The sequence below is a fragment of the Arthrobacter pascens genome, assembly GCF_030816475.1.
GTDB classification, from domain to species: domain Bacteria; phylum Actinomycetota; class Actinomycetes; order Actinomycetales; family Micrococcaceae; genus Arthrobacter; species Arthrobacter pascens_B.
This window is the reverse complement of sequence record NZ_JAUSXF010000001.1, coordinates 4,421,874-4,445,281: the sequence shown is the minus strand read 5'-3', so window position 1 is coordinate 4,445,281 and position 23,408 is coordinate 4,421,874. Positions and strand designations below refer to the sequence as shown.

Sequence of the window (23,408 nt, the reverse complement as noted above, 5' to 3'; positions counted from 1 at the left end):
GGGCAGGGTCATGGCGATCCTGGCTTCCCTTGAGAGCGCCGCGTCCGGCCTGGGGGGTGACGCCCGGAAACGGGTGACCCCCGCGGCCGGCATGGCCGGTACCATCCTCCTCCTGCACGTCGTGGGCTGGGGCGTCCTGGCGTTCATCCTGGTTCCGCAGAACCTGCACATCAGCTCAACCCAGGTCTTCGGCATGGGAATAGGGATAGGTGCATATCTGCTTGGCATGAGGCACGCTTTCGACGTCGATCATATTGCCGCCATCGACTGCACCACCCGCAAGCTCATAGGTCAGGGCCTGAGGCCGCTCTCCGTCGGCTTCTGGTTCTCGCTCGGTCACTCCACAGTCGTCTTTGGGCTGTGCGTACTGCTGGCGGCCGGAGCCCAGTACATGGGAAGCCTCGTGATAGAAGGCGGATCTTCGTTGCGTGAAGGCCTGGCAGTCGCAGGCACAGCGATCTCAGGAGTGTTCCTCTGCATCCTGGCCGCCCTAAATACGGTCCTCCTGTTCCAGGCCGCAAGAGGCTACGGTCAAACAATGGATCCCGCCGAAGGAGCCCTGACCAGTCCAATGGTTCGCATCCTGGGGCCAGTAATGCGGAGCATCAGTCGGCCATGGCAGATGTACCCGGTGGGGCTGCTTTTCGGCCTGGGCTTCGACACGGCCACGGAGGTGGCTTTGCTCGTGGTTGCCGGGGGAGCGGCAACCATGGCGCTTCCCTGGTACGCGATCCTCGTCCTGCCCATCCTCTTCGCTGCCGGCATGAGTCTGCTGGACACCCTGGACGGCTGGTTCATGAACCTCGCATACGGCCGAGCGGTTTCAAGCCCGGGCCGCCGGCAGCTGTACAACATCGCACTCACTGGATTTTCTGCGGCCGTCGCCCTGGTCCTGGGGGCAGCTGAACTGGCGTCACTGACTAATGCGCAGGCCGGCGTTGGCGGGGCTGTGGCCGCCATCGGGAACGTTGACCCGACCACTCTCGGCTACGCACTGATTGGCATGTTCGTACTGGCCTGGCTGGTGAAAGTCTGCGCAGGTTTCGCAAAGGGGGTCGTAAAGCGTCGGGGGCCAATGGCAGGGAAACCCGACGGACAGGAGGGCATCACAACATTCCTTGCGGGCGCCGCTGCCACCCGGACGCCCATTAACGGACCGCCTGCAGCTGGCGCAATTTTGCTAAGCATGCTTATGATGTTGGAAGGCCGGATCGAACGGCCGCCAACCAGAGGAGGAATTCATCATGGGACTCGGCGACAAGATCGAAAACGCTGCAGAGAAGGCCGGCGGTAAGGGCAAGGAAGCTGCCGGAGCTGCCACTGGCGATGAAAGCCTGCGGGCAGAAGGCCAGGCCGACCAGGCCAAGGGCGATCTGAAGCAGGCCGGCGAGAAGGTCAAGGACGCTTTCAAGAAGGACTGACCCGAACGCGACAGAGGAGGGTGCATCCCGAGGGATGCACCCTCCTCTGTCTTAACGCACGGGCTATTTTTCGTCCGGGCTATTTTTCGTCCGGGCCCAGGTCCGGTCCCGGCACGAACTGAACAGCCCGGGTGGTGCTGCCGTGCAGCTCCAGGATGGCCAGCTCGTTGGTGCCTCGGCGCAGCAGCGGCCCCGGAACATACAGGGTCTTCTGCGGACCCCGGCTCCAGTACCTGCCCAGGTTGAAGCCGTTGACGAACACATTGCCCTTGGTCCAGCCATCCAGCCGCAGGTAGCGGTCCCCGGGGCCCTCGGCCTCAAAGTCGGCGAAGGAAACGGAAGGCCCCGCGAGGCCGCCCTCCCCTGAAGCCGGGCTGCCGGCCTCACGCAGCGCGGCCAGGTCACCGAAATCCAAAGGCCGGATGGCCCACTCAACGATTTCCACGCCGTCGAGCTTTACCGGAGCCATCAGGCCCTTGAACTCGCCGATCCGCTGACCGTAGTTCACCCGCCCCTGGTCTTCCACCAGGACCTCGAGGCGGCCGCCGGAAGGGAGGGCAATGGCCCGCTCCCCCAGCTCCCGGCTGAGCACACCCACCGGGCGGCCGTCCAGGAAGAACTGTGCGCGGTCCCGCACTTCGGCCACGGTGAGGACGCCGGCCTGTGAAAGATGCGTGGTGTAGACCGTGAAGCCGCGATAGTGCCCGGCGTCTTCGGTAGTGGGAGCCGGGCCGTCCACGCGGACGGCCTCGCCCAGCAGGTCCAGCGAATCCAGGAGTGCCGCCGCGCTGGTCACGGTCACGGTTCCCGCCGGAGCCTCCTGGCGCCTGGCAGGCACCTCCGCCGGTACCGGGAAGTGCTTGGCGATCACCTCCCGGAAGGCAAAATACTTATCCGTGGGATAGCCGTCCTCAGTCAGCGGCGCATCGTAGTCATAGGAGGTGATGGTGGGTTCGTAGATGCCCTTGTCGTTGGCGCCGTTGGTGAAGCCGAAGTTGGTGCCGCCATGGAACATGTAGACATTCACCGAGGCTCCGGCGGACAGCAGCGTATCAAGTTCAGCGGCGGAGGCTGCGGCGTCGGTGGTGTGGTGGTGGGTCCCCCAGTTGTCGAACCAGCCGTTCCAGAACTCCGCGCACATCAGCGGTCCGGTGGGCTGGTGGTCGCGCAGGAACGCCAGGCGCTCGGCAGCCCGTGAGCCGAACGTGCCGGTCTTGTGGAGCTCCGGAAGCGAGCCATCCTCAATCATGCTGCCGAACGGCTGGTCGCAGGTGAACAGCGGAACGTCCACCCCTTCGCGCTTGACGAGGTCCACGAGGTGCTGCAGGTACGCCTCGTCCTTACCGTAGGCGCCGTACTCGTTCTCGATCTGCAGCAGGATCACAGGCCCGCCGCGGGTGACCTGCCGCCCGACCACGGCAGGCAGGACCGCGTGGAAGAAGCCGTCGACGGCGGCGAGGTAGCCGGGCTCGCTGGTGCGGACTCCGACGCTGGGGTCGCTGAAAAGCCAGGCTGGCAACCCTCCGTTGTCCCATTCCGCACAGATGAAGGGGCCGGGCCGGACTATCGCCTGCATCCCTTCAGCCGCGACCAGGTCCAGGAACCTGCCCAGGTCCAGCTGGCCCTCATCCACGTAGGTACCAGGGTGCGGGCAGTGTTCGTTCCACGGCACGTACGTCTCGATGGTGTTCAGGCCCATCAGCCGGGCTTTGTGGATCCGGTCTGCCCACAGGTCCGGATGGACGCGGAAATAGTGGATGGCTCCGGAGAGGATCCGGAACGGCTGACCGTCCAGCAGGAAGTCCTGGCTGCCGATCTCAAAGGTTTTCACTGCTGTCTCCCCGATTAATTCACTACTTATTTCAAGCATTAGAATAACTGCCCATGACCGCAAATGGAAGCGGAAGGACAGCCTCTATTAAGTGCCCGCCGCCTGGTTTGCAGGGACGACACCAGCACGTTTTGCCGCCGCGGTGCGCGCAGCCGGGCCCCGGCTTGGCACTCCCACTTGCTCCAGGAAGCCCTCCAGGGCCAGGGTGGCCATGCCCAGGGTCACGGAGTTTCCGACGACAGTGGACAGCCCGAGCCGGACTGCGCTGCCGGCGCTCGGCAGTACTTCCCGGGGCAGGTATTTTTCGGTGACCTTCAGAAGCTCCGGACCGATAATCCCGGCCGTCCAGCCGAGGACGCTCACATGGTCGGGGTTGATGAAGTTGATCAGGTTTCCCAGGGCTGCGGCGAAGTAGCGGCCGGTGACCTCGAGGAGTTTCACACAGTCGGGGTCGCCGTCGGACAGTCCCTTGGCCACATCTGAAACAAACTCGCGCTGGCGGTCGCCGGTGAGCAGATCGTGGCCGGCGTTGATCTCGGCCATGGTCTGCTGCAGCCCGGGGACCCCAAGGTAGGCTTCCACGCAGCCGTGCCGGCCGCAGCGGCACAGGCGCCCGTCGAAGACCAGGGTGGTGTGGCCCCATTCGCCGGCAGTGTTGCTGGCTCCCCTGACCAGCTCGCCGTCGATGGCGAGCCCTGCGCCCACGCCGGTGCCGAGGTTGACAGTGGCCACGTTGTTGACGAGGCGGCCCGCCCCGAACCAGAGCTCCGAGAGGGCGATGGCCCGCAGCGGGTTGTCCACGTCCACCGGCAGGCCGATCGCCTCGGACAGAAGCGCCTGGATGTGTACTTCATGCCAGTCCCAATTGGGCGCAAAGACGGAGACGCCCCGCTGCGGATCCACCTGGCCGGGCAGGCTGACACCGGCGCGGAGGAGCCTGCTCCTGGGCATGCCGGCCCCGGATGCAGCTTCGTCGATGACGCCGGCAACCCGGCGGACCAGTGCCGCGGGCTCGTTTTCCTCAATGGCGAGTTCGCTTTCGGCCTGGCCGATCACTCCCAGCGCAAGGTCGTAGACGTCGACGTGGATGTAGGTTTCCGCGATGTCCACGCCAACCAGCGCGCCGCGCTCCGGGGAGATTTTCAGCCGGGTCACCGGCCGGCCTCCGCCGGAGTCTTCCCTCCCGGCTTCCACCAGAACACCCACTTCTACCAGTTCGCCAACGATGTTGGAGATGGTGGCGAAGCTGAGGCCCGTCGTGGCCGCCAGCTCCTGGCGGGTCGCCGTACCAAGCGAATAGAGGCCGCGGAGCAGGGCGAAGCGGCTTTCGTTGCGGATGTCCTTGGACGTTCTCTTCGGCATGGTCTGCTTCTACGTTCAGTCAGTGTCAGCTGTGCGCACGCTCGCACAGCAGGGATTCAAGCCTGCCTGCCGACATCCCGCGGTTTTCCAGCAAGAGCGTGAGTCTGGCCTGCGGTTTCATCATAGGCGCAGGGAGCCAGATCACACCCGGGTCCCCGCCGCGCATCTGCGGAGTTCCGTCATCGTCGTTCATCCCGAGCATTACCCGGCCGAGCCTGGTTCCATCCAGCCAGGCGCTGAGCATCAGCCCGGAGCCCGAGGCCCTGAGAAAGTAGCCGCTGCCGTCCTCAAGACCAGCCACGTCCGGATTCAGCCAGCGTGCCTCGCCGGCGGCGACCTCTACAGGAAGAGGCGCTTCCGTACCGGCGGCCGGGCTTCCCGCGTTCCGCGCAAGCTCATCGAGCGTGTCCTGCGGCAGCGCCTGGACGGTCCAGTCCTGGAGCAGAACGCCTGAATGGAGCGTGACGGCGCCGGGGCCGTGGGACGGGTCATGCGGAAAGGACACGGCGATGTCCCAGCTGTCGGCCTGACGGGGCAGCCGCAGGAACGGGTTCTCCGGGACAACCATCACGGGCACCAGATCCCCGACCCTCACGGAAACGGGCGACGCCAGACCGTCAAAATGCAGGTAGCCCTCCTCCCCGGTTGCGGGCGCCGGAAGCGTCTTCCGGTATTCGATGCCTACCCCCAGCCGTGAGCTGCTCCAGCCACCGAACGGGCGGATCGCCCGGCCCGGCTCAGCCCACTGCCCGCGGCCGTGGACTCGCCAGAGACCTGACACATCGACCGAGCCTGTCACCGCCAGGACCGTTCCAGTGCCGCGGAGCGCACCGAGGGAAAGGGCAGGAAGCCGGGCGTCGCCAAAGTTGGAGTGGCCCCAGATCTCGACGTCGGCAGTGAGTTCCCCACCCTCCGCTGCAGGAAGCCCGACGACGGCGGCGGCGCCAAACGGGGTCAGGGTACCTAGGGGTACCGGATTCCCGGCTCCGGGACGGAAGGACACCGCCAGGATGTCCGCTGCCCCGTCGATCAGGAGCTGTTTGCAGCCTGCCGGCACCGCTGCCTGGTACCTGCCCCGGCCGGCATATACGCCGAGCGCTTCCAGGGCCGGGGCGTCCGGGTGCCGGGTTGCCGGTACGTCTGCGAAGAGCCGGGCCGGTGATGCCGCCGAACGGGAAAGCACGACGGTGGCGGGAGAGCTTCCGCCCCAACGCTCCCGGTTTTCTGCAGAGTTTGCTGCAGCGTCTCCTGCGGATTCCGCTGATAGTGCCTCCACGTCGGTATGCGTCACCCACGAAAGCCGGGTACCGTCGTCGAACACCACCTGACCGGGACCTGCCGACAGCTCGGCGACCAGCAGGTGGCCGCGGAACTCAGCCTGCCCCGCCCGGACTTCCGGAATCCTGTCTGAGCCGACCACCAGCACAGCGCCGGGCGTGTCGGCAAACGCCAGTTCGAGCGCGGAGGCCGTGCGCGTGACTGCGCGCAGTTCCGCCGTGGCGAGCTCCAGAACGCCGGGCACCCCCCAGTCCTGCAGCGGCAGGCCGGCCACCAGCAGCGGGCATTTGCCCGGCGGAACCGTAATAGCGGCGAAGGCACCGCCGCCTGTCTTGAGCTGGAGGGTACCGGCCTGCCCGCCGAGGTTCGGCAGGCCGGCCAAATAGCCGCCGCCGGAGAGGGCAAGCACGGGGCGGACCGAGGAGCTGGCGAAATCTGGCAGCAGCTCCAGCGGCGCGTCCAGGACCGGAACGGCCGATGCCAGCCGGGCTCCCAGGGCGCCGACGACGGCAGCGAGTTTGCGGCCCTCGAAGTACTCCGGCCGCGTGGCGCCGTCCACCGATACATAGCCGCCGAAGTCGTAGCTGTGGGTCATGAAGTTTCCTGGGTTCCCCCAGTTGCCGGTGGAGGGGTTCAGTCCGAAGTTCCAGCCGGAACTCTGCAGGTACGGGGCAAGGAGCCGGGCGCCGGCGAGCAGCTCGCGGCGGAGCGTCAGGTGCAGCCTGTTGGTCTCGGTCACAAGCAGCGGGATACCCCGAGCCGCCAGTTCACGCTGGTAGGCGAGTACCTCAGCCTCAACGTCAGGCGAAGAATCATCTGGATAGAAGTTGGCTGCAGGCACCACGCCCGGCACTCCGCCGGTTGCACCCGCAAGGTCTCCCTGGCCGGCGCAGGCAATGACCGGGACGCTGATGCCCGCCCGGGTTGCCGCATCAGCGAGCGCCTGCATGTAACCGGGCCGGTCCAGGCAGTCGAAGAAGTCGAGTTCATTCTCGATCTGCAGCAGGATGATGCTCCCGCCCCGGCCGTGCTGGCGGGCGGCGAGGATCGGCAGCACCGTCCGGTACCAGGAGATCGCCTGGTCAAGGTAGCGCGGTTCGTTCTGCCGTACCTTGAGCTCCGGATCCAGGCCCAGCCAGGCGGGCAGGCCGCCGCCGTCCACCTCTGAACAGATATATGGACCCGGACGGGCCATCACGTGCAGGCCTTCGGCCGCCGCGAGGTCCAGGAAATGCGCGACGTCGCGGCGGCCCGAGAAGTCGTACGTTCCGGGCCGCGTCTCGTGGAAGTTCCACGGAATGTAGACGTCCACGGCGTGGTAGCCGGATTCCCGGACCTGCTTCAGGCGGTCCTGCCATTGCTCCGGGGGAAGCCGGAAGTAGAACAGCGACGAACACAGCAGGAGCCGGGCTTCGCCGTCGATCACCAGCCGGCCGCCGTCGAGCGAAACAGAACCGCCTGAAGGGAATTCCATTGTTACTTCACACCTGCGCTGCCCGTTGAGAGGTTCATTTCGTACATGTACTTCTGGCCGAAGTAGTAGATGATGATCATCGGCAGGGACAGGAACACGGTGCCCACCATGACCAGGTTCCATGGCGGCGTCTGAAGTTCCTGGCTGGTGCTGGTCAGCAGTTGCACGCCGAGCGCCAGCGGCATCTTGGTGTCCTCGTTGAGGTAGATCAGCGGGCCCATGAAGTCGCCCCAGGTCCACGTCAGGGTGAAGATGGCGATGGCGATCAGCACCGGCGTCATCATGGGCAGGACGATCCTGCGGAAGATCCCGAAGTAGCCCAGCCCGTCAACCATGGCGGCCTCGTCCATTTCCAGCGGCAGCCGCGTGACGAACTGGCGGATCAGGAAGATGTTGTATGCGTTGCCGAAGAAATTGGGGATGATCAGCGGCAGGAAGGTGTTGATCCATCCCAGCTCCTTGAACAGGATGAACTGCGGAATCATGGTGATCTGGGCCGGGATCATCATGGTGGCCAGCACGATCATGAACGTGATGTTCTTGCCCCTCGCCCTCAACCGTGCGAAGGCGTAGCCCACCAGCGCCGAGGAAAAGACCTGCCCCACTGCCGAGAGCACCGAGATGATGACCGAGTTCAGGACGAAGTTGCCCACCGGCTGCTGCGTCTGGAAGATCCGGACGAAATTGTCCCAGCGGAATTCGGTGGGGATGAGCGAAAAACTTCCCGTACTGACGGTCTGGTCACTGCTCAGCGCGATGGAGACCACGAAGACCAGCGGGGCGAAGAAGACGGAGGATGCGATCAGCAGCCCCGCATAGGTGAATGCGGTGCTCTTGTAGACCTTGAGTTCGGCCATCAGTTCTTGACCTCGGTTTCGTAGAAGACCCATTTGCGCGACGTGACAAAGGCGACGACGGTCAGCGCCATGACGATGAGGAACAGGAGCCAGGAGATCGCCGAGGCGTAACCCATGTGGTAATTCCTGAAGGCCTCGTTGAAGAGCAGCGGAACCACCATCTGGCTCGCGTTGTCCGGACCGCCCTGGGTGAGGATGTACACCTGGGCGAAGACCTGGAAGGCGCCGATGATGCCCATGATGAGGTTGAAGAAGATGATGGGCGTCAGCTGCGGGAACGTGATGCTCCAGAACTGGCGGACCGACGAGGCGCCGTCGATCTCGGCGGCCTCATAGAACTCCTGCGGGATGCCCTTCATGCCCGCCAGCAGCAGGACCGTGGAGCCGCCGGCCTGCCAGAGTGAGAGCAGGATGATGGCCGGCTTGACCCAGTCGGAATCGAAGAGCCAGGCCGGACCGTCGATTCCGAACACGGCCAGGACCCGGTTCAGGGGGCCCGCATCCGGCGCCAGGATCATCTGGAAGATCAGGGCGACGGCCACGATGGGAACCAGGTGCGGCAAGTAGACCAGGGTGCGGAAGATCTTGCGTGCCCGCATCTTCTTGTTCAGCAGCGCTGCGAGCCAGAGCGCGATTGCCATGCCGAGCGGGACCGAGAAGAAGGCGAAATAGAAGGTGTTCCACAGGGATTTGTGGAACACGTCATCCTCAGTGAGCAGCCGGACGTAATTGGCAACGCCCACCCAGTTGGGATCCGTGAAGGAATCCCAGTCGGTGAACGACAGGTAGACGGATGCGAGCATGGGCCCGAGGAGGAAGACCACAAACCCGATGATCCACGGCGAGATAAACAGCCAGAAGAAGCGGGCCTCCTTGCGGCGCATGGCGCTGGGCCGTGCCTTGAGTACGGGCCGGGTGGCCGGCGGGATTGGCCCCCGGTCCGGCGACGGGGCCGGAACCGGGGCTTTCTGCTGAACGGATGTCATGACGGGTCCCGGGCTTCCTAGGCCTTGACGATTGAGTCGAGGCGCTTCTGAAGATCGGCGGCAGTAGCCTTCGCATCGGACTTGCCGAGCCAGAAGTCGGCCATGGCATCAGTGATGGCCTTCTGCATCTCGTTCCACTCGGGGATGAAGGGCGGCTTGAAGATCGACGGCGTCGAGTCCGGGAAGACCTGCATGTTCACGTCCCCCTTGAGCCAGGACGGCTTGAGGAAGTCCTGGCTTTTCTGCAGGTCCTGGCGGGCCGGTACGTCCTGGCCCAGCTGGAGGATAGGCTGCTGGCCTTCGGCCGAGGTCATGAACTGGATGATCTTGAAGGCATCGGCAGGGTTCTTGCTGCTCCGCGAGATGGCCAGGCCGGACCCGAAGGCAGAGATCGCCTTGTCCTTGCCCCGCCAGATGGGGGCCACATCCCAGGTGATCTTGTCCTGCTTGGCGAGGCTTCCGATGTTCCAGAAACCGGTGCTGTTCATCATGACCTTGCCCGACGCGAAGGCAGCGTCGCCGCCCACGCCCGCTCCCATGTTCGCGTAGTCAACCTTGGACGGCACCACCTTGTGCTTGAAGATCAGGTCCTGGCAGAACTGCAGGGCTTCGATGACCTCGGGGCTGTTCACCGAGGGCTTGCCGGTCGAGGCATCAATGACCTGGCCGCCGTTCTGATAGGCGAAGGACATCCAGATTGGCCACCATTCAGTGCCGCCGTAGCCGAAGACACCGTTACCGGTCAGCTCCTTGGCGGTGGACAGGAGATCGTCCCACGTCCAGTCCGCGGTGGGTGCCTTAAGGCCCTTTTTGTCGAACTCGCCCTTGTTGTAATACAGGATCATGGCGCCGGCGCGGTCCGGAACGGCGTAGGTCTTGTCCTTGTACTTCCAGTTTTCGGCCACGGGCCCGAACGTTCCGGGCAGGTCCAGGGATGCTTTGGAGATGTAGTCGTCCAGCGGCAGCAGCTGGTTTTTGGAGCTGTAGGCGTTGGCGTCCTCGGCGACCTGCATGATGTCCGGTCCGGTGCCGCCGGAGATCATGGTCTGGACCTTCTGCGCGTAGTCCTTGTTGGGAATGATCTGAAGGGTGATGTTGTAGTCCGGGTACTTTGCCTTCGCAAGATCCAGACGTGCCTGGTAGGCCGCCTTGTCCGGGTCGCCGCCCCACACGGTCATCACAAAGTCCTTGGCTGCTGATGACGAGGACGGGCTGTTCGAACCGCCACATGCGGTGAGGGTGATGATTCCGACGGCGCTGGCGCCGAGTCCTGCCAGGACGTTGCGGCGGGAGACGTTGGTTTCCAGAAGCTTCATTGCATTCCCTTCAAATGGCCGGCAGTCATTGCCGACGACGATTTCCATCGAAGCTGGACGCTCGGCCCGAGGAGTTGATCGGCCCGGCGGCCCTTACGCTATTGCTTATTCTAACCCTTGTCAATAGTCGGAAGTGGCCCAGGACACAAGGTTGGCAGGTCTGCTCTGGCGCCTCCGGGCAGACCGGCGTAGCGTCGATGGGGAACAATGAGGCGGCGCTACGGCGGAACAACTGTCCGTGGCGCCAGGGTAAAAATCTTGTTGGAGGGCCGGGATGGCTGGATTGAATGCTGACGCTGTTGCCGGGCCGCTCGGGGCCGGGACGGTGACCCTGGTGGAGGGATCCTCCTTCTGCATTTCCCTGTCGAACGGCGACATCCAATCCGAGCATCCGCACGGTGTCTTCGTTCAGGACACACGCATCCTCTCCGGCTGGAACCTGACCATCAACGGCCAGGCCCTTGAGCCGCTGGCAGCGGAAATCAAGGAGCCGTACCGGGCCTTGTTTGGCGGCCGCGTTCCCCGTACTGACGGGTATGCGGACAGCCCGCTAATAGTTGAGCGGCTGCGCGAAGTCGGGGCCGGCATCCAGGAGCAGGTCACTGTCCGCAATTACTCCCCGACGCGCGCCGAATGCTTGATCACCCTGACAGCGGAGGCGGATTTCGCGGACGTCTTCGAGGTGAAAGAGGAGCGGATCCAGCGGCGGTGGAAAGAAACCCGCAACGTGGACGGCGATTCGCTGACGATCCAGGCCGCCTGGCAGGATGTCAGCAAAACGATCCTGATACAGGCTCCCGGAGCCGAGGTCACGCGGGAAGCCATCACCTACCGGGTGTCGATTGCTGCCCACACCCAATGGAGTACCATCCTCACCGTGGTACCCCGCACCCACGCAACGAGTCCACCTCCGCCGTCGTTCATTCATACGGACGCTGACGGCTTGTCCCCGCGCGACTTGCGCCGGCAGGAGTGGGTGGCCAAGATTCCGGTGCTGCATATGGAAAATCGTTCCATTGAACGGACGTTGCGGCGCAGCTACGACGACCTCGGATCACTGCGCATCGAGGATCCCAATCACCCGGACCGCGTGGTGGTGGCCGCCGGAGCCCCCTGGTTCATGACCGTATTCGGCCGTGACTCGCTTCTGGCATCGGAAATGGCGCTTCCGGTGGACCCTTCCCTCGCTCTGGGGACGTTGCAGACCCTTGCGGACCGCCAAGGGAGGGTGGTGGATCCGATGAGTGAGGAGGAGCCGGGCAAGATCCTGCACGAAGTCAGGCTCGATGTCTCCAGCGGCCTGTCCCTGGGCGGGAAGCCGGTCTACTACGGCAGCGTCGATGCAACGCCCATGTTCGTGCTGGTGCTCGGCTCCGCCAGCCGTTATGGATTTTTCGCGGAAACCATCGCCGAACTGCTGCCCCATGCGGACCGGGCGCTGGACTGGATCCGTGATTACGGTGACAAGGACGGTGACGGTTTCGTCGAGTATGAGCGCCTCAACCCCGAGGGGCTGGCCAACCAGGGCTGGAAGGACTCCTGGGACGGGATCAACTTCGCCGACGGCACGATGCCAGAAGGGCCGATCGCGCTCTGCGAAGTGCAGGGGTATGTCTACGCCGCTTACACCGCGCGCGCCTGGATGGCGTACGACGCCGGCGACCTGGCTTTGGCTACCGACTTCGCCGACCGGGCGGCGCAGTTGAAGAAGCGGTTCAACGAGGAGTTCTGGATGCCGGACCGCGGATACTATGCCGTCGCCCTGGATGGCAGGAAGCGGCAGGTTGATGCGTGCGCTTCCAACATGGGCCACTGCCTGGTCTACGGCCTCATCGACGAAGACAAAGCGCCGCAGGTCGTGGAGCGGCTCATGTCCCCGGAGATGTTCAGCGGCTGGGGCGTGCGCACGCTGGCCAGCGATATGGGCGCCTACAACCCGGCGAGCTACCACAACGGCTCGGTCTGGCCCCATGACAACGCGCTCATCGCCAGCGGCCTGCTGCGCTACGGGTTCATCGCCGAGTCGCAACGGATCTCCACTGCCCTGCTGGAGGCTGCCGATTACTCGGGCGGCCGGCTGCCTGAGCTGTTCTGCGGGTTCAGCCGGGAGCAGTTCGCTGAGCCGGTGCCCTATCCGACGGCCTGCTCGCCGCAGGCCTGGGCAGCAACCACCCCCATCCGGCTGGTAACGAACCTGATGCGGTATGACACCCATGTTTCCCTCGGTGGCGTATGGGTGGATCCCGTACTCCCGGAGTCCTATGGCAACCTGCACATCAGCAACGCCCCGCTGGCTGGCGGCAGGATCACCATCGATATCGCCAATTCGGTACCGTCCGTCCAGGGGCTGCCCGAAGGACTGGAACTGCGCCAAGGCAAACGCCCGTACCTGACCGAACTCGTGGAACAGGCCGGCCTGTATCGGCAGGGTTAGCTTCTATCGGCGGGTTAGCTTCGGGTGCTGCCCAAAGGTTCCGTTTCCCGGGCCGGCACAGGAGTCCCGTCGAACCGCACCCTGAACCCGTTTGGGTCCGAGTCCAGCTGCACTCCCCTGACGGACTCACTAACGCCCGCGCCGCCGAACCCCACCACCACCACATAGAGACCGTCCGTCGCGGGGCCGGAGGTTCCCACCCAGGGGATAACCATGCCGCTGCCCATGGGCCGGGCCTCCACGCCGGCAAGGCTCCCGCCGTCGTCGAGCGGTTCCCCGACACCCGCCAGCGGCACCACCACGCTGGTCAGGTCCGAGTCCGGATCCAGCGGCCAGCCTCCGATCCGCAGCCGGGCCGGCGGACATCCGGAGGTGCCGGAAAGCCGGACCATGCGGACCTCCACCGCGCCCCTGGTGAAGGATGTCACCGTCATCTCCGGCCCCTGTGTCGGCTGCCCGGCAACCCCGCTTCCATGGTCCGGCCCGGTGGTGTCCGGCACATCAATCCAGTTCACAGCCCCGCCGGAAGATCCCTCCAGTCCGCCTCCGGACACGGTGAGGCTGTGTGTTGAGAACCCCGTCCGGTGCGTCAGGCGGCCGGCACCATCGACCAGCACGACGGCGTTGTCCAAAGATTCAGGGGCGAGATCCGGAAAGCTGTGGGTGGAGTAGCCCAGCCGGGCGTAGAGCGGGGAGTCGGCGAGCCGGTCCCCCTGGCGGGCATGGTCGGTACCGTGGTTGGTGATCCGCACGATGCCATCTGACTGGGTGCCGTTGACCTGCCAGCCAGGTGCGGCGATCAGCCTGCGGATGTCCCCGCGCTCCACCGGAAGCGGCTCCTCCACAGCCGTCCACACGCGGTGGCTGGCCGGCAGGGCCAGGCCGATCATTCCCTTGGCGGCCCAGTAGGGCGAACCGGCACCGGAGTAGGACTGCTTCATCCCCTTGAATTCCCCGTGCCAGCCGATGGACAGCAGGCCCTGCCCGTCGATGGCGGCGTGCGTCGCGAAGTAGTCCAGCATTCCTGAGGCGGCCCGGCGGGTGGTGCCCGGCGATAGCCGGGTATGCCCGGAGAGCTCACCCACCCAGAACGGTGCGGCTGCCGCAAAGCGGTAGATCAGGCTACGTCCCTGGATGAGGGGCGAGCCGTTGGCACCGACAAGGTGGACCGCGTCGTCGAGGTAGTCCGCCAGCCGGTCGCCGTCGAGCGTGCCGCGGGCTTTGACCCGGGGATCCCCTGGCGCCAGCATGGCCCACAGCTGGGGGTACACGTGGAAGGCCCAGCCCACGTAATGGTCGTATGCCCGCTCCGGGCCGTCAGCGAACCAGCCCTGGCCGCGGTAGAGGGAATCGTGGACGGCAAGCCCCGCCTCGATGTCCTCCGCGGAGGACCTGCCGCCCACACTCGCCAGGAAGGTCTCCACCACGATCTGGAACCACACCCAGTTGATGGGTGGATACTCCTCGCCGACCACGGTCTCGAACCAGGCGATGAGCTGGCCCTGCACCCGTTCCGGGAGTTTGTCCCACAACTGGTTCCGCGTCAGGGCAAGGCCCACGGCCAGCGACGCCGCCTCCACCTTGGCCTGCCCCAGTTCCCCCGGGGTGGGCCAGCGGTCCGGGGAGCGCGGGTCCGTTCCGGCATCCAGGCCCTGGGCATACCAGTCTGCGAGCCAGCCTGTGGCGGCCGGGTCTCCCGCCATCCGGAAGGACGCCATGAGGAAGGTGCGTGCGAAGGCTTCAAGGGAATCGCTGCGGGGGCCGTAGGCGCTGCCGGCTCCGGGGAGGTGGATGTTGGCGTGGTCCTCGGTGGCGAACCGCTGGACCGAGCGCAGCAGGAAGTCGGCGTAGGCGCACCAGTGCTCCCTGGTCAGGCCGGTGTAGGGCGAGAGCTCCCGGTTGGGGGCGGGCAGGTCCAGGCGCGGAACAGTCATCAAACGTGGGTCCTAAGGCTACTGGTTCAGGTGGCGGGCGCCAGGCCGGCCTCAGTCGGCGCTGTCCTCGGACCGCCGAGGGAGGATTCGCGGACAATGAGGTCGGGATTGAGTTGGATCCTGTGCACGGGACGCTTCCGGCCCTCCGCCAGCCGGGCGGTCACCAGCTGCACTGCGACCCGGCCCACGTATTGCTTGGGCGGCCGGACGGCGGAGATGGCGGGTTCGGCGAGGTACGCCACTTCGTCGTCGTACCCCACCACGGCCATGCTGCCGGGGACATCCACGCCGCGGTCCACGCAGTGCTGGACGAAGGCCACGGCCTGGGTGTCTGAGTGGACCAGCATGGCAGTGGTCCCGGATTCCCGGCACAGGTCCAGGACCCGGTCGAAGTGTGCAGCGCGCTCTCCGGCGGGAACGTTTGCCGAGTCCTCGCTGAGGGACCCTTCGGCCGGGATCCGCAGGGCCGCGATGGCCTGGCGCCAGCCGCGGACCACGTGTGAGCTCGTGGGGCTGGATGAATCTGTCAGGCAGCCGATCCTGCGGTGCCCTTCCTGCCACAGATGGCGGGTGGCCATTCCGGCTCCGAAGGCATGGTCGGTGGCCACCCACTCCAGCCGGTGCGCGGGGATTTCCGTCGGCGATCTTCGCTCCGCCAGAATCACCGGGATGGGGAGCCCGTTGAGCCATCGCAGCAGTTCGTGGCCGGCCTCCCCCGTCATGTCCGGGGCCACGATGAGTCCGTCGATGTTCTGCGTATCGAGCAGTGCCTGCACCTGCCGCCGGTTATCGGCGGCGTCGTAGCTCGAGCCGCGGACCACGATCCTGGCCTGCTGTTCCTCGGCCTCGGCGCGGGCACCGCTGATCACCTGCGGCCAGTAGTAATCCAGCGACGGGACCACCATGCCGATCGAGTAGCGGTTCGTGTGATTCCTGCTGAGGGACGCGGAGCGGTCCAGCGGGCTGGGCAGGGTGGCGCCTCCATGCACCCTTGACACCAGGCCTTCGTCCGCCAGGATGTTGACGTCCCGGCGGATAGTGAGCTCGCTGACGCCAAGTTCCGCCGCAAGGCCGCGGACTGTCACTGAACCATGGGCACGCAGTTCCTCCATCAGCCGCTCCCGGCGCTGCAGGGAAAAGAGGGACCTGGCGGCGGGTGCGGGGGACTGTTCAGGACTCATCATTGGCCTCCACTGTCAGGGTGAACGCGCCGGCAGCGCGCATGGTTTCGGGCATCCGGAACCGGAGCCTAGTCAGTCTGGGGCCCCATACCTGGGCCAGGAGGGGATCGTCCAGGAGCCATTCGTCCACGTGCACGACGGCGGCGGCCGGGTCCCAGCGCAGCAGCGCCCCGCGGCCGCCGGCGGCGCCGGGGATGCCGTCCGGACGGACGGTGGCGGTCCCTTCCTGGTCCACCTCTACGGTGCCGGAGAGCAGGAAGTGGATATCGACGTCGGGCGTTCCGGCCGGTGACGCGGCGCCGTCCGGAGCCCCGAGGTTCCAGCGGTCCTCAATCAGGACCCGCCCCTGTCCAGGGCGCTGCACGGCGTGCGGCGATGCCGTCCTTTCCAGCGAGGCCGACCGGATCCAGCTGGAGGCCGGGCCGAGACCGTAGGCCGCCGCCAGCCCAAGGACCAGCCGCGGATCCTCCGGGGTCGGAACGTTCTCCACAGCTGCGGCGAAGTCCCGGCCGGTGCCCTGTTCCAGGCCGAACGGAGCGGGAACACTGTGCCAGGCACTCTGCATCGCCCTGATGCCGTACCTGTCCGGCCCGAACGTCTGGGCGGTGTAAGTGGGCTGGCCTGCGTCGGCGAGGAGCGGGACGCCGTCGAGGGCCACCACCACCGAGCCGACGTCGCGGTGGTTGTGGTGTTCGCCGTTGTGCCCGCCCTTGGCAGCCAGGACCAGGCCGTGCGTGCTGCCCGGGTTTTCGCGGACCAGCATGATCTGCACGGATTCCAGATAGGTGAAGCCGGTGAGCGGCGGTGTCAGTGGTGAGGCATCCTGCCCCTGCGGGCGGTGCCGCTGCTCGGCCTTCCCGCCCCCGGACCGGTCCAAGAGCGCACGCAGCGTCCGGCCCAGCCCGATTTCCACTTTGGGTGCAGCTGCCTTGAAGGCGGCCGCATGCTGTGCGGCGTCCCGGTTGCCCAAGCGTTCCCCCCACCGCCGGACTAGGTCCCAGGGCAGGCCGCTCGAGGCCCGGGCCGCTCCGTCGGCGACGTTCAGGTACCACCGGTGGCCCAGGTGCATGCGGTGCGGGAAGGCCAGGAGTTCGCGGACCACGGGGATGTCCGCGTGGAGTGTTCCCGCGGTGGCTTCCTCCAGCAGGGCCAACGCCTCAAGTGCCCGCCCGGCACCGTTCCACCAGTAGGCGAAGCCCTCGTCAATGGCGCCGTCTGCCGGAATTGAGGCAAAGAAGCGGTCCAGCCCTTCAATGGCCAGGGCCACTGTCTGCGCCTGGAGTCCGGGATCATCCACCAGGACCATGGCCGCGGCAATCACGTTGGAGTGGATCCAGGGGTTCCAGTTGTGGACGTCGCCGTCCAGGCCCAGCCAGTGCCAGTCATCGCGGCCCAGGAAGGGACGGACCACGCGGTCCATGACCTCCTCCCGGATCCGGCGGCGGAGGCCGGGCGCGCGCTTGTCCAGCTGCTCTCCGAGGACCAGGTCCAGCCAGGCCAGCTGCGCGGCCACTTCACCGGCACCCAGGTCCAGATACGGAGCCGACCGGTCCGGAACCACGTCGCCCCGGCGGGAGTAGGCGTCCTCATGGGCCGCCCAGCACCACGAGCTCTGCTCGCACAGCAGGCATGCGCCGTCAATGACCTCGTCCAGCCATTCCTGCCGGAGCGCGCTGGAGACAGGCTCTTCGCCCGGCTTCCGCACATGCTCCTGGGCCTGCTTCTGGGCATCGGACAGGCAGGCCATCACCACGGCGCGCGTGAGCCGCTGCTGCCTGGCAGCCACCAGCCCCTCGTAAGCCGTGCGGTTGCCGTCGCGGAAGTAGCGGGCATAGTGGGACAGCAGGGGCTGCGGCCAAGGCGTCCCCCGTTCCGCTTCCGCCTCGCCTGCCAGGGCTGACACCGGAGCCGCGCCGACGGCGGACCATCCACCGCGCATCGCCGCCTGATGGACCGTCAAGCGCTCACGGCCGCCGGCCAGGGTCCGGAGCAGTGCATCCTCCCCGGCGTCACCCCGCCAGGCCGCCGCGAGGGGTCCTTGGAAGGTTCCCCGGAGGGAGCGGGCAGTCCCCGGCGCTCCGTCCGATCGTGGAGGGTCCTGTTCTGCCGAGTCCATTCGTGCGGGTTTCAACTGGGCCGCCATCGGTGTCCGCCTATTCTTAAAACTCTCGCGTCCCGCTCGATGTTCGAATCTGAACGAACATGATCAAGTCTGTTTTGATTGATTGATTTCTTGTGAGTATGAGTATGTACTCTTTTCTGGATGTGACGCAAGACATGGCAACGGCCGCGCATCCCCACCGGACGACACAGGAAGGGACGGCCCAGGTATGCCGCGCAAGCCCACAGCGCTCCTGCTGATGAACAGCTCCACTATGAAAGACCAGTTCGATGCCATCCGGATGGGTCGACTCGCTGGCCTCGTGGAACTCGGCGCCCCGGCCTGGACCGATTCACTGGCTGACCCGGAGATCGCTTCGCTCCTGCCCGACGTGGAAGTCCTGCTGACCAGCTGGGGTGTTCCGCGGCTGGACAGCGAAGCACTGGACCGCATGCCCCGCCTCCGCGCCGTCTTCCACTGCGCCGGCACCGTGCGGTCCTTTGTGACGGATGAACTGTGGCAGCGCGGAATCCTGGTGACCACGGGGGCAGAGGCGAATGCCATCCCCGTGGCCGAGTTCACGTTTGCGTCCATTGTCCTGTCCGGCAAGAAGGCACAGGTCCTGGGGAACGCTTCAAGGATTTCCCGCGAGGACTGGTCGTATGTGAGTGCCCATGGCGAACTCGGCAATATCGGCCGCACCATCGGCGTCGTCGGCTTCTCCCGGATCGGGAGGCGGGTGGTGGAGCTCGTCCGGCAACTCCAGGATGTCACCTGCCTGGTTGCGGACCCGTATGCGGATCCCGAGGCTGTCGCCGCAGCCGGGGCACGCCTGGTGACGCTCGAGGAGTTGATTCCGGCCTCCGACGTCGTCACCATCCACGCCCCCGCCCTGACGGAAACCCGGCACATGATCGGTGCGGCACAGCTCGCAGCCATGAAGGACCACGCCACCCTCATCAACACGGCGCGGGGCTCCCTGGTTGACACCCACGCCCTGGAGTCCGCCTGCGCCACGGGCCGCATTCACGCAATCCTCGATGTCACCGAACCGGAACCGCTGCCCGCCGGCTCGGTGCTCTACGACCTGCCCAACGTGGTGATCACGCCGCACATCGCGGGATCCCTGGGCACGGAAACACGCCGCATGTCCGACGTCGCCATCAGCGAACTTGAACGGTACCTGGCAGGCAAAGACCTCACGGCCGAGGTCCTGGCAGAACATCTGGACCTCATCGCATAACCAACCAGCTTCCAACAACACCGCCGCAGCAGCGGCGGATCCGAACCCCTCACATAAGGAGATCCGCAATGAAGCGCACCACTCTCGCGGCGATAGCCCTCGCCGCAACCGCAAGCCTCGGCCTGACCGCCTGCGCGGGTGCCGCCGGTCCGGCGGAGCCGCAGGCCCAGGAGGGCAAGACCCGCCTGACTGTGTCCGTCTGGAACTACAAAGGATCACCTGAGTTCAAGGCGTTGTTCGACGGCTACGAGGCCGCCAACCCCAACGTGGACATTGAGCCCGTGGACATCCTGGCCGATGACTACCCCCAGAAGGTGACCACCATGCTCGCCGGCGGTGACACCACCGATGTGCTCACCATGAAGAACGTCATTGACTACTCCCGCTACGCCAACAACGGCCAGCTCCAGGAAATCAACAGCGTGGTGGACGCCCTGGATAAGGACAACCTCGCCGGGCTGGATGCTTTCGACCTCAACGGAAAATACTTCGCAGCGCCGTACCGGCAGGATTTCTGGCTGCTCTATTACAACAAGGACCTCTTCAAGGCCGCCGGGCTGGAAGAACCCAAGAACATCACGTGGGACCAATACGCCGAGCTCGCCAAGAAACTCACAGGAACCGCTGCCGACGGCAAAAAGGTGTACGGCACATACCAGCACACCTGGCGCTCCGTCATACAGGCCATCGCGGCCGCCCAGAACCACGGCGACCTCATCGGAGGCGACTACTCCTTCTTCAAGGACCAGTACAACACCGCCCTGGACCTGCAGACGAGCGGCGCCACCCTGGACTTCGGCACGGCCAAGAGCCAGAAGGCCAGCTACGGCACCATGTTCGAAACCGGCCAGGCAGCCATGATGCCGATGGGCACCTGGTACATCTCCGGCATTGTGGCCGCCAAACAGGCCGGCAAGACCAACGTCAACTGGGGTCTGGCCCCGATGCCGCAGAAGAAGTCCGGCGGCGACGTCACTACCTTCGGCTCCCCCACTGCCTTCGCCGTGAACAAGAATGCCGCCCACTCCGAGGAAGCCAAGAAGTTCATCGAATGGGCCGCCGGTGCGGAGGGCGCCAAGGCCATCGCCAAGACCGGTGTGGTCCCGGCCCTGAAGAATGACGCGGTGACGGAGGCTTACTTCAAGCTTGACGGCCTACCCACCGACGAGCTCTCCAAGAAGGCCTTCACCCCGGACGAAACCGCCCTCGAAATGCCCGTTAGCGACAAGTCCGCAGCCATCGACAAGATCCTCAACCAGGAACACGACCTTGTTATGGTGGGCGAGCGCTCCGTGGCTGACGGCATCGCTGAAATGGGCAAGCGGGTCACGAGCGAAGTCCTGGGCCAGTGACTACGGAAACAATCACGCGGGCCCCGGCTGTCCACAGCCGGGGCAACCGGAAACAGGCTCGGCGCAACACGCTGATCGGCTGGACGTTCATCCTTCCGAACTTCCTGGGCTTCCTGGCCTTCACCCTGATTCCCGTCCTTGCAGCCTTTGCCCTCTCCTTCATGGAGTGGACGTCGTTCAGCGCCCCGCGCTGGGTGGGCCTGGCCAACTTCCAGCGGATGGTCCAAAGCGACACCTTCTGGGTGGCACTGCGCAACACGGTGGCCTACGCTCTGGGACACGTTCCGCTGACCATGGCCCTTGCCCTGGTCCTGGCACTGCTTCTGAACCGCAAGCTCAAGGGCATCGGCTTTTTCCGGGTGGCCATCTTCTTCCCGTACATCACCTCACTGGTGGCGGTCGCCGTCGTCTGGAACATGCTCTTCAGTCCCGACAGCGGTCCAATCAACCAGTTCCTGCACGCGGTTGGCGTCGCCGAAGCTCCTGGCTGGACCTCCAGCTCCGACTGGGCCATGCCCGCCGTGATCATCACCAGCGTCTGGCGGGATATGGGCTACTACATGATCCTGTACTTGGCCGGGCTCCAGGCCATCCCCACCGAACTCTACGAAGCAGCGGAAGTGGACGGCGCCAGCCCGTGGCAGCGCTTCTGGAATGTCACCCTGCCGTCGCTGCGGCCCACCACGTTTTTTGTGGTGGTCATGCTGACGGTGTCCAGCTTCAAGGTCTTTGACCTGATCGTGGTGATGACCAACGGCGGACCGGGGCGGGCCACCACGGTGCTGTCCCAGCTCATCTACCAGGAGGGCATCGGCGACGGGAAGTTCGGCTACTCCTCGGCCATCTCCCTGGTGCTCTTTGTCATCGTCCTGACGGTCACCGTCCTGCAATTCAAGCTCCAACAGCGGAGGGAACGCTGATGACCAACATGGCCGAAGACCTCAAGGCCGAGGCACCTTTCCTGGCAGGCGCAGCCCCCGCGGCACCGGAAGACCGCCGTCGTACGCAAAGAAGTCGCTCACCCCGGGAACGGAAGGCGCGCACCACCAACGTCATCATCTACGGTGTCCTGGCGGTGCTGGTCCTGGCGCTGATGGTGCCATTCATCTGGATGGTTTCCTCCTCCCTGAAGGAGAACAACCAGGTCCTCACCGTCCCCATCCAGTGGATTCCAGCCGAATTCGTGTGGAGCAACTACACCGACATCTGGACCCGCATCCCGATGATGGGGTATCTGCAGAACTCGCTCTACCTGGCCGTGATCATCACGTGCCTGCAGGTCCTCACCGGTTCCCTCGCGGCGTACGGCTTCTCGAAGGTCCGCTTCCCGGGCCGGGACGTGCTGTTCCTGGCCTACATCGGCACCATCGCCGTCCCTTGGCAGGCCTACATGGTGCCGCAGTACATCATGATGCAGCAGCTGGGGCTCACCAACAGCTTCAACGCCCTCATCCTGCTCCAGGCCTTCAGTGCGTTCGGGGTGTTCCTGATGCGCCAGTACTACATGACCATCCCCGATGAACTCTGCGAGGCCGCCCGCATCGACGGCCTCAGCGAGTACGGCATCTGGGCACGGGTCATCCTGCCGCTGTCCAAACCAGCGCTGGCCAGCCTCGCCCTGCTGACCTTCGTGAACGCGTGGAACGACTACATGGGGCCGTTTATCTACCTCACGAGCAACAGGCTGTGGACGGTCCAGCTGGGACTGCGGTCCTTCGTGGGCCAGTTCGACGCTGAATTCGCCATGATCATGACCGGCTCCGTCATCTCCATTGTGCCCATCTTGGTCATCTTCCTGATCGGTCAGCGGTATTTCATCCAGGGCATCGCAACGAGCGGAATGAAGGGATGAGCAGCGTGCGCCAGCACACCGTGCAGCCGCTGCGGCGGAGGTGGCAGGGCCCGGGCTTTGAGACGTTCGGGATGATTTTTGGCTTCATTTACGCCTTCCTTGCCGTCAACGTCCTGCTCGCTGCGGCAAACGCACCCTTGCTGCTGGGTCTGTCCCTGGTGGCGGATCCGGTGGCTGCGTGGCCGTTCTTCCTGCTGCTGTCGGTGACCGTGGCCCCGTCACTGGCGGCGGCTTTCTCCGCCTTCCAGTCGCTGAAGGAGGCCGAGGGACCGGCCGTCAGGCCGGTTGCGGCTTTCCTGCGCGGCTACCGGGATTCCTTCCGGCGGGCCGCCCCGGCAGGGCTGGCAGCCGTGGCAGGCATCGGCTTCCTCGGCGTGGACCTGGCCATCGTCCAGGTGATGCCGGCCGCCGCCGTGCTGGTGCCGCTGATCGCGCTGGCCCTCACCGCCGTCGTCTGTGTTGCCGTGACGGTGCTTGCTGGAATCGTCCTGCTGCCGCAGGTCAGCACCCGGGCCATCCTGAAAGCCTCGCTGTATCTCTCAGTCCGGCGCTGGTACCTCAGCCTTGCGGCCCTGGTGCTGCTGGGAATCATCGCGGCAGCGGTCCTGGTCCAGCCCGTCATTGGCGTGGCCCTGGCCCCGGCACCGCTGCTCTTTGTGCTGTGGAGCAATGCCGCCTTCGCATTCCAGGCGGCCCTCCAGGACAGCTGACCGGCCGGGCCTGTTAGCAGGCCGGGCGAACCCGCCGGCCCGCCGGCCCCAAAGCGCACAACGCTGTGAAAAGATC

The 23,408-nt window shown here is 65.5% G+C and carries 17 protein-coding genes; 8 read left to right on the top strand and 9 right to left on the bottom strand.

Going from position 1 to position 23,408, the window contains the following annotated elements:
• The first annotated feature begins 10 nt into the window (after positions 1 to 10).
• A complete protein-coding gene (locus QFZ40_RS20450) occupies positions 11 to 1,294 on the top strand; it encodes a HoxN/HupN/NixA family nickel/cobalt transporter (protein ID WP_306906624.1) in 1,284 nt (427 codons plus the stop codon).
• Positions 1,245 to 1,421: a CsbD family protein gene (locus QFZ40_RS20445; RefSeq protein WP_159823645.1), complete on the top strand. Its 177-nt coding sequence runs from the start codon at positions 1,245 to 1,247 to the stop codon at positions 1,419 to 1,421. The genes QFZ40_RS20450 and QFZ40_RS20445 overlap by 50 nt, the downstream gene beginning before the upstream one ends.
• 79 nt (positions 1,422 to 1,500) lie before the next feature.
• Here QFZ40_RS20445 and QFZ40_RS20440 read toward each other — a convergent pair whose 3' ends face one another.
• The 6 genes from QFZ40_RS20440 to QFZ40_RS20415 all read right to left on the bottom strand — a co-directional run bounded on the left by QFZ40_RS20440 (position 1,501) and on the right by QFZ40_RS20415 (position 10,525).
• Positions 1,501 to 3,252: a glycoside hydrolase family 35 protein gene (locus tag QFZ40_RS20440; RefSeq protein WP_306906623.1), complete on the bottom strand. Its 1,752-nt coding sequence runs from the start codon at positions 3,250 to 3,252 to the stop codon at positions 1,501 to 1,503.
• Between the two features lie 87 nt (positions 3,253 to 3,339).
• Entirely contained in the window at positions 3,340 to 4,614 is a 1,275-nt protein-coding gene (locus QFZ40_RS20435) for an ROK family transcriptional regulator (RefSeq protein ID WP_306906622.1), read from the bottom strand.
• A gap of 25 nt (positions 4,615 to 4,639) precedes the next feature.
• Positions 4,640 to 7,366, bottom strand: coding sequence for a beta-galactosidase (locus QFZ40_RS20430; RefSeq protein ID WP_306906621.1), 2,727 nt, complete (start codon positions 7,364 to 7,366; stop codon positions 4,640 to 4,642).
• A 2-nt stretch (positions 7,367 to 7,368) separates the two neighbouring features.
• Complete coding sequence (locus QFZ40_RS20425; protein WP_306906620.1) at positions 7,369 to 8,223, bottom strand: carbohydrate ABC transporter permease; 855 nt, start codon at positions 8,221 to 8,223, stop codon at positions 7,369 to 7,371.
• Complete coding sequence (locus QFZ40_RS20420; protein WP_306906619.1) at positions 8,223 to 9,209, bottom strand: carbohydrate ABC transporter permease; 987 nt, start codon at positions 9,207 to 9,209, stop codon at positions 8,223 to 8,225. Before QFZ40_RS20420 ends, QFZ40_RS20425 begins: the two co-directional genes overlap by 1 nt.
• A gap of 17 nt (positions 9,210 to 9,226) precedes the next feature.
• Positions 9,227 to 10,525, bottom strand: coding sequence for an ABC transporter substrate-binding protein (locus QFZ40_RS20415; protein ID WP_306906618.1), 1,299 nt, complete (start codon positions 10,523 to 10,525; stop codon positions 9,227 to 9,229).
• Between the two features lie 274 nt (positions 10,526 to 10,799).
• Here QFZ40_RS20415 and QFZ40_RS20410 point away from each other — a divergent pair, with 274 nt between their 5' ends.
• On the top strand, positions 10,800 to 12,959 hold the full coding sequence (locus QFZ40_RS20410) for an amylo-alpha-1,6-glucosidase (protein WP_306906617.1): 2,160 nt from the start codon (positions 10,800 to 10,802) through the stop codon (positions 12,957 to 12,959).
• A 14-nt stretch (positions 12,960 to 12,973) separates the two neighbouring features.
• Here QFZ40_RS20410 and QFZ40_RS20405 read toward each other — a convergent pair whose 3' ends face one another.
• The 3 genes from QFZ40_RS20405 to QFZ40_RS20395 are packed head-to-tail and all read right to left on the bottom strand — an operon-like array spanning position 12,974 to position 18,190.
• Positions 12,974 to 14,893: a DUF2264 domain-containing protein gene (locus tag QFZ40_RS20405; protein ID WP_306906616.1), complete on the bottom strand. Its 1,920-nt coding sequence runs from the start codon at positions 14,891 to 14,893 to the stop codon at positions 12,974 to 12,976.
• Between the two features lie 26 nt (positions 14,894 to 14,919).
• Positions 14,920 to 16,074: a substrate-binding domain-containing protein gene (locus tag QFZ40_RS20400; protein ID WP_306906615.1), complete on the bottom strand. Its 1,155-nt coding sequence runs from the start codon at positions 16,072 to 16,074 to the stop codon at positions 14,920 to 14,922.
• Positions 16,064 to 18,190, bottom strand: coding sequence for a heparinase II/III family protein (locus QFZ40_RS20395; protein WP_306906614.1), 2,127 nt, complete (start codon positions 18,188 to 18,190; stop codon positions 16,064 to 16,066). Before QFZ40_RS20395 ends, QFZ40_RS20400 begins: the two co-directional genes overlap by 11 nt.
• Before the next feature lie 214 nt (positions 18,191 to 18,404).
• Here QFZ40_RS20395 and QFZ40_RS20390 point away from each other — a divergent pair, with 214 nt between their 5' ends.
• The 5 genes from QFZ40_RS20390 to QFZ40_RS20370 all read left to right on the top strand — a co-directional run bounded on the left by QFZ40_RS20390 (position 18,405) and on the right by QFZ40_RS20370 (position 23,332).
• Positions 18,405 to 19,418 (top strand): hydroxyacid dehydrogenase, encoded by a 1,014-nt coding sequence (locus QFZ40_RS20390; RefSeq protein ID WP_306906613.1) that lies wholly within the window; start codon positions 18,405 to 18,407, stop codon positions 19,416 to 19,418.
• Positions 19,419 to 19,486: 68 nt separating this feature from the next.
• Entirely contained in the window at positions 19,487 to 20,770 is a 1,284-nt protein-coding gene (locus QFZ40_RS20385; RefSeq protein ID WP_306906612.1) for an ABC transporter substrate-binding protein, read from the top strand.
• Entirely contained in the window at positions 20,767 to 21,690 is a 924-nt protein-coding gene (locus QFZ40_RS20380) for a carbohydrate ABC transporter permease (protein WP_306906611.1), read from the top strand. Before QFZ40_RS20385 ends, QFZ40_RS20380 begins: the two co-directional genes overlap by 4 nt.
• Positions 21,690 to 22,622, top strand: a complete 933-nt coding sequence (locus tag QFZ40_RS20375) for a carbohydrate ABC transporter permease (protein ID WP_306906610.1) — start codon at positions 21,690 to 21,692, stop codon at positions 22,620 to 22,622. The genes QFZ40_RS20380 and QFZ40_RS20375 overlap by 1 nt, the downstream gene beginning before the upstream one ends.
• Positions 22,619 to 23,332 (top strand): DUF624 domain-containing protein, encoded by a 714-nt coding sequence (locus QFZ40_RS20370; RefSeq protein WP_306906609.1) that lies wholly within the window; start codon positions 22,619 to 22,621, stop codon positions 23,330 to 23,332. The genes QFZ40_RS20375 and QFZ40_RS20370 overlap by 4 nt, the downstream gene beginning before the upstream one ends.
• The last annotated feature ends 76 nt before the right edge of the window (positions 23,333 to 23,408 follow it).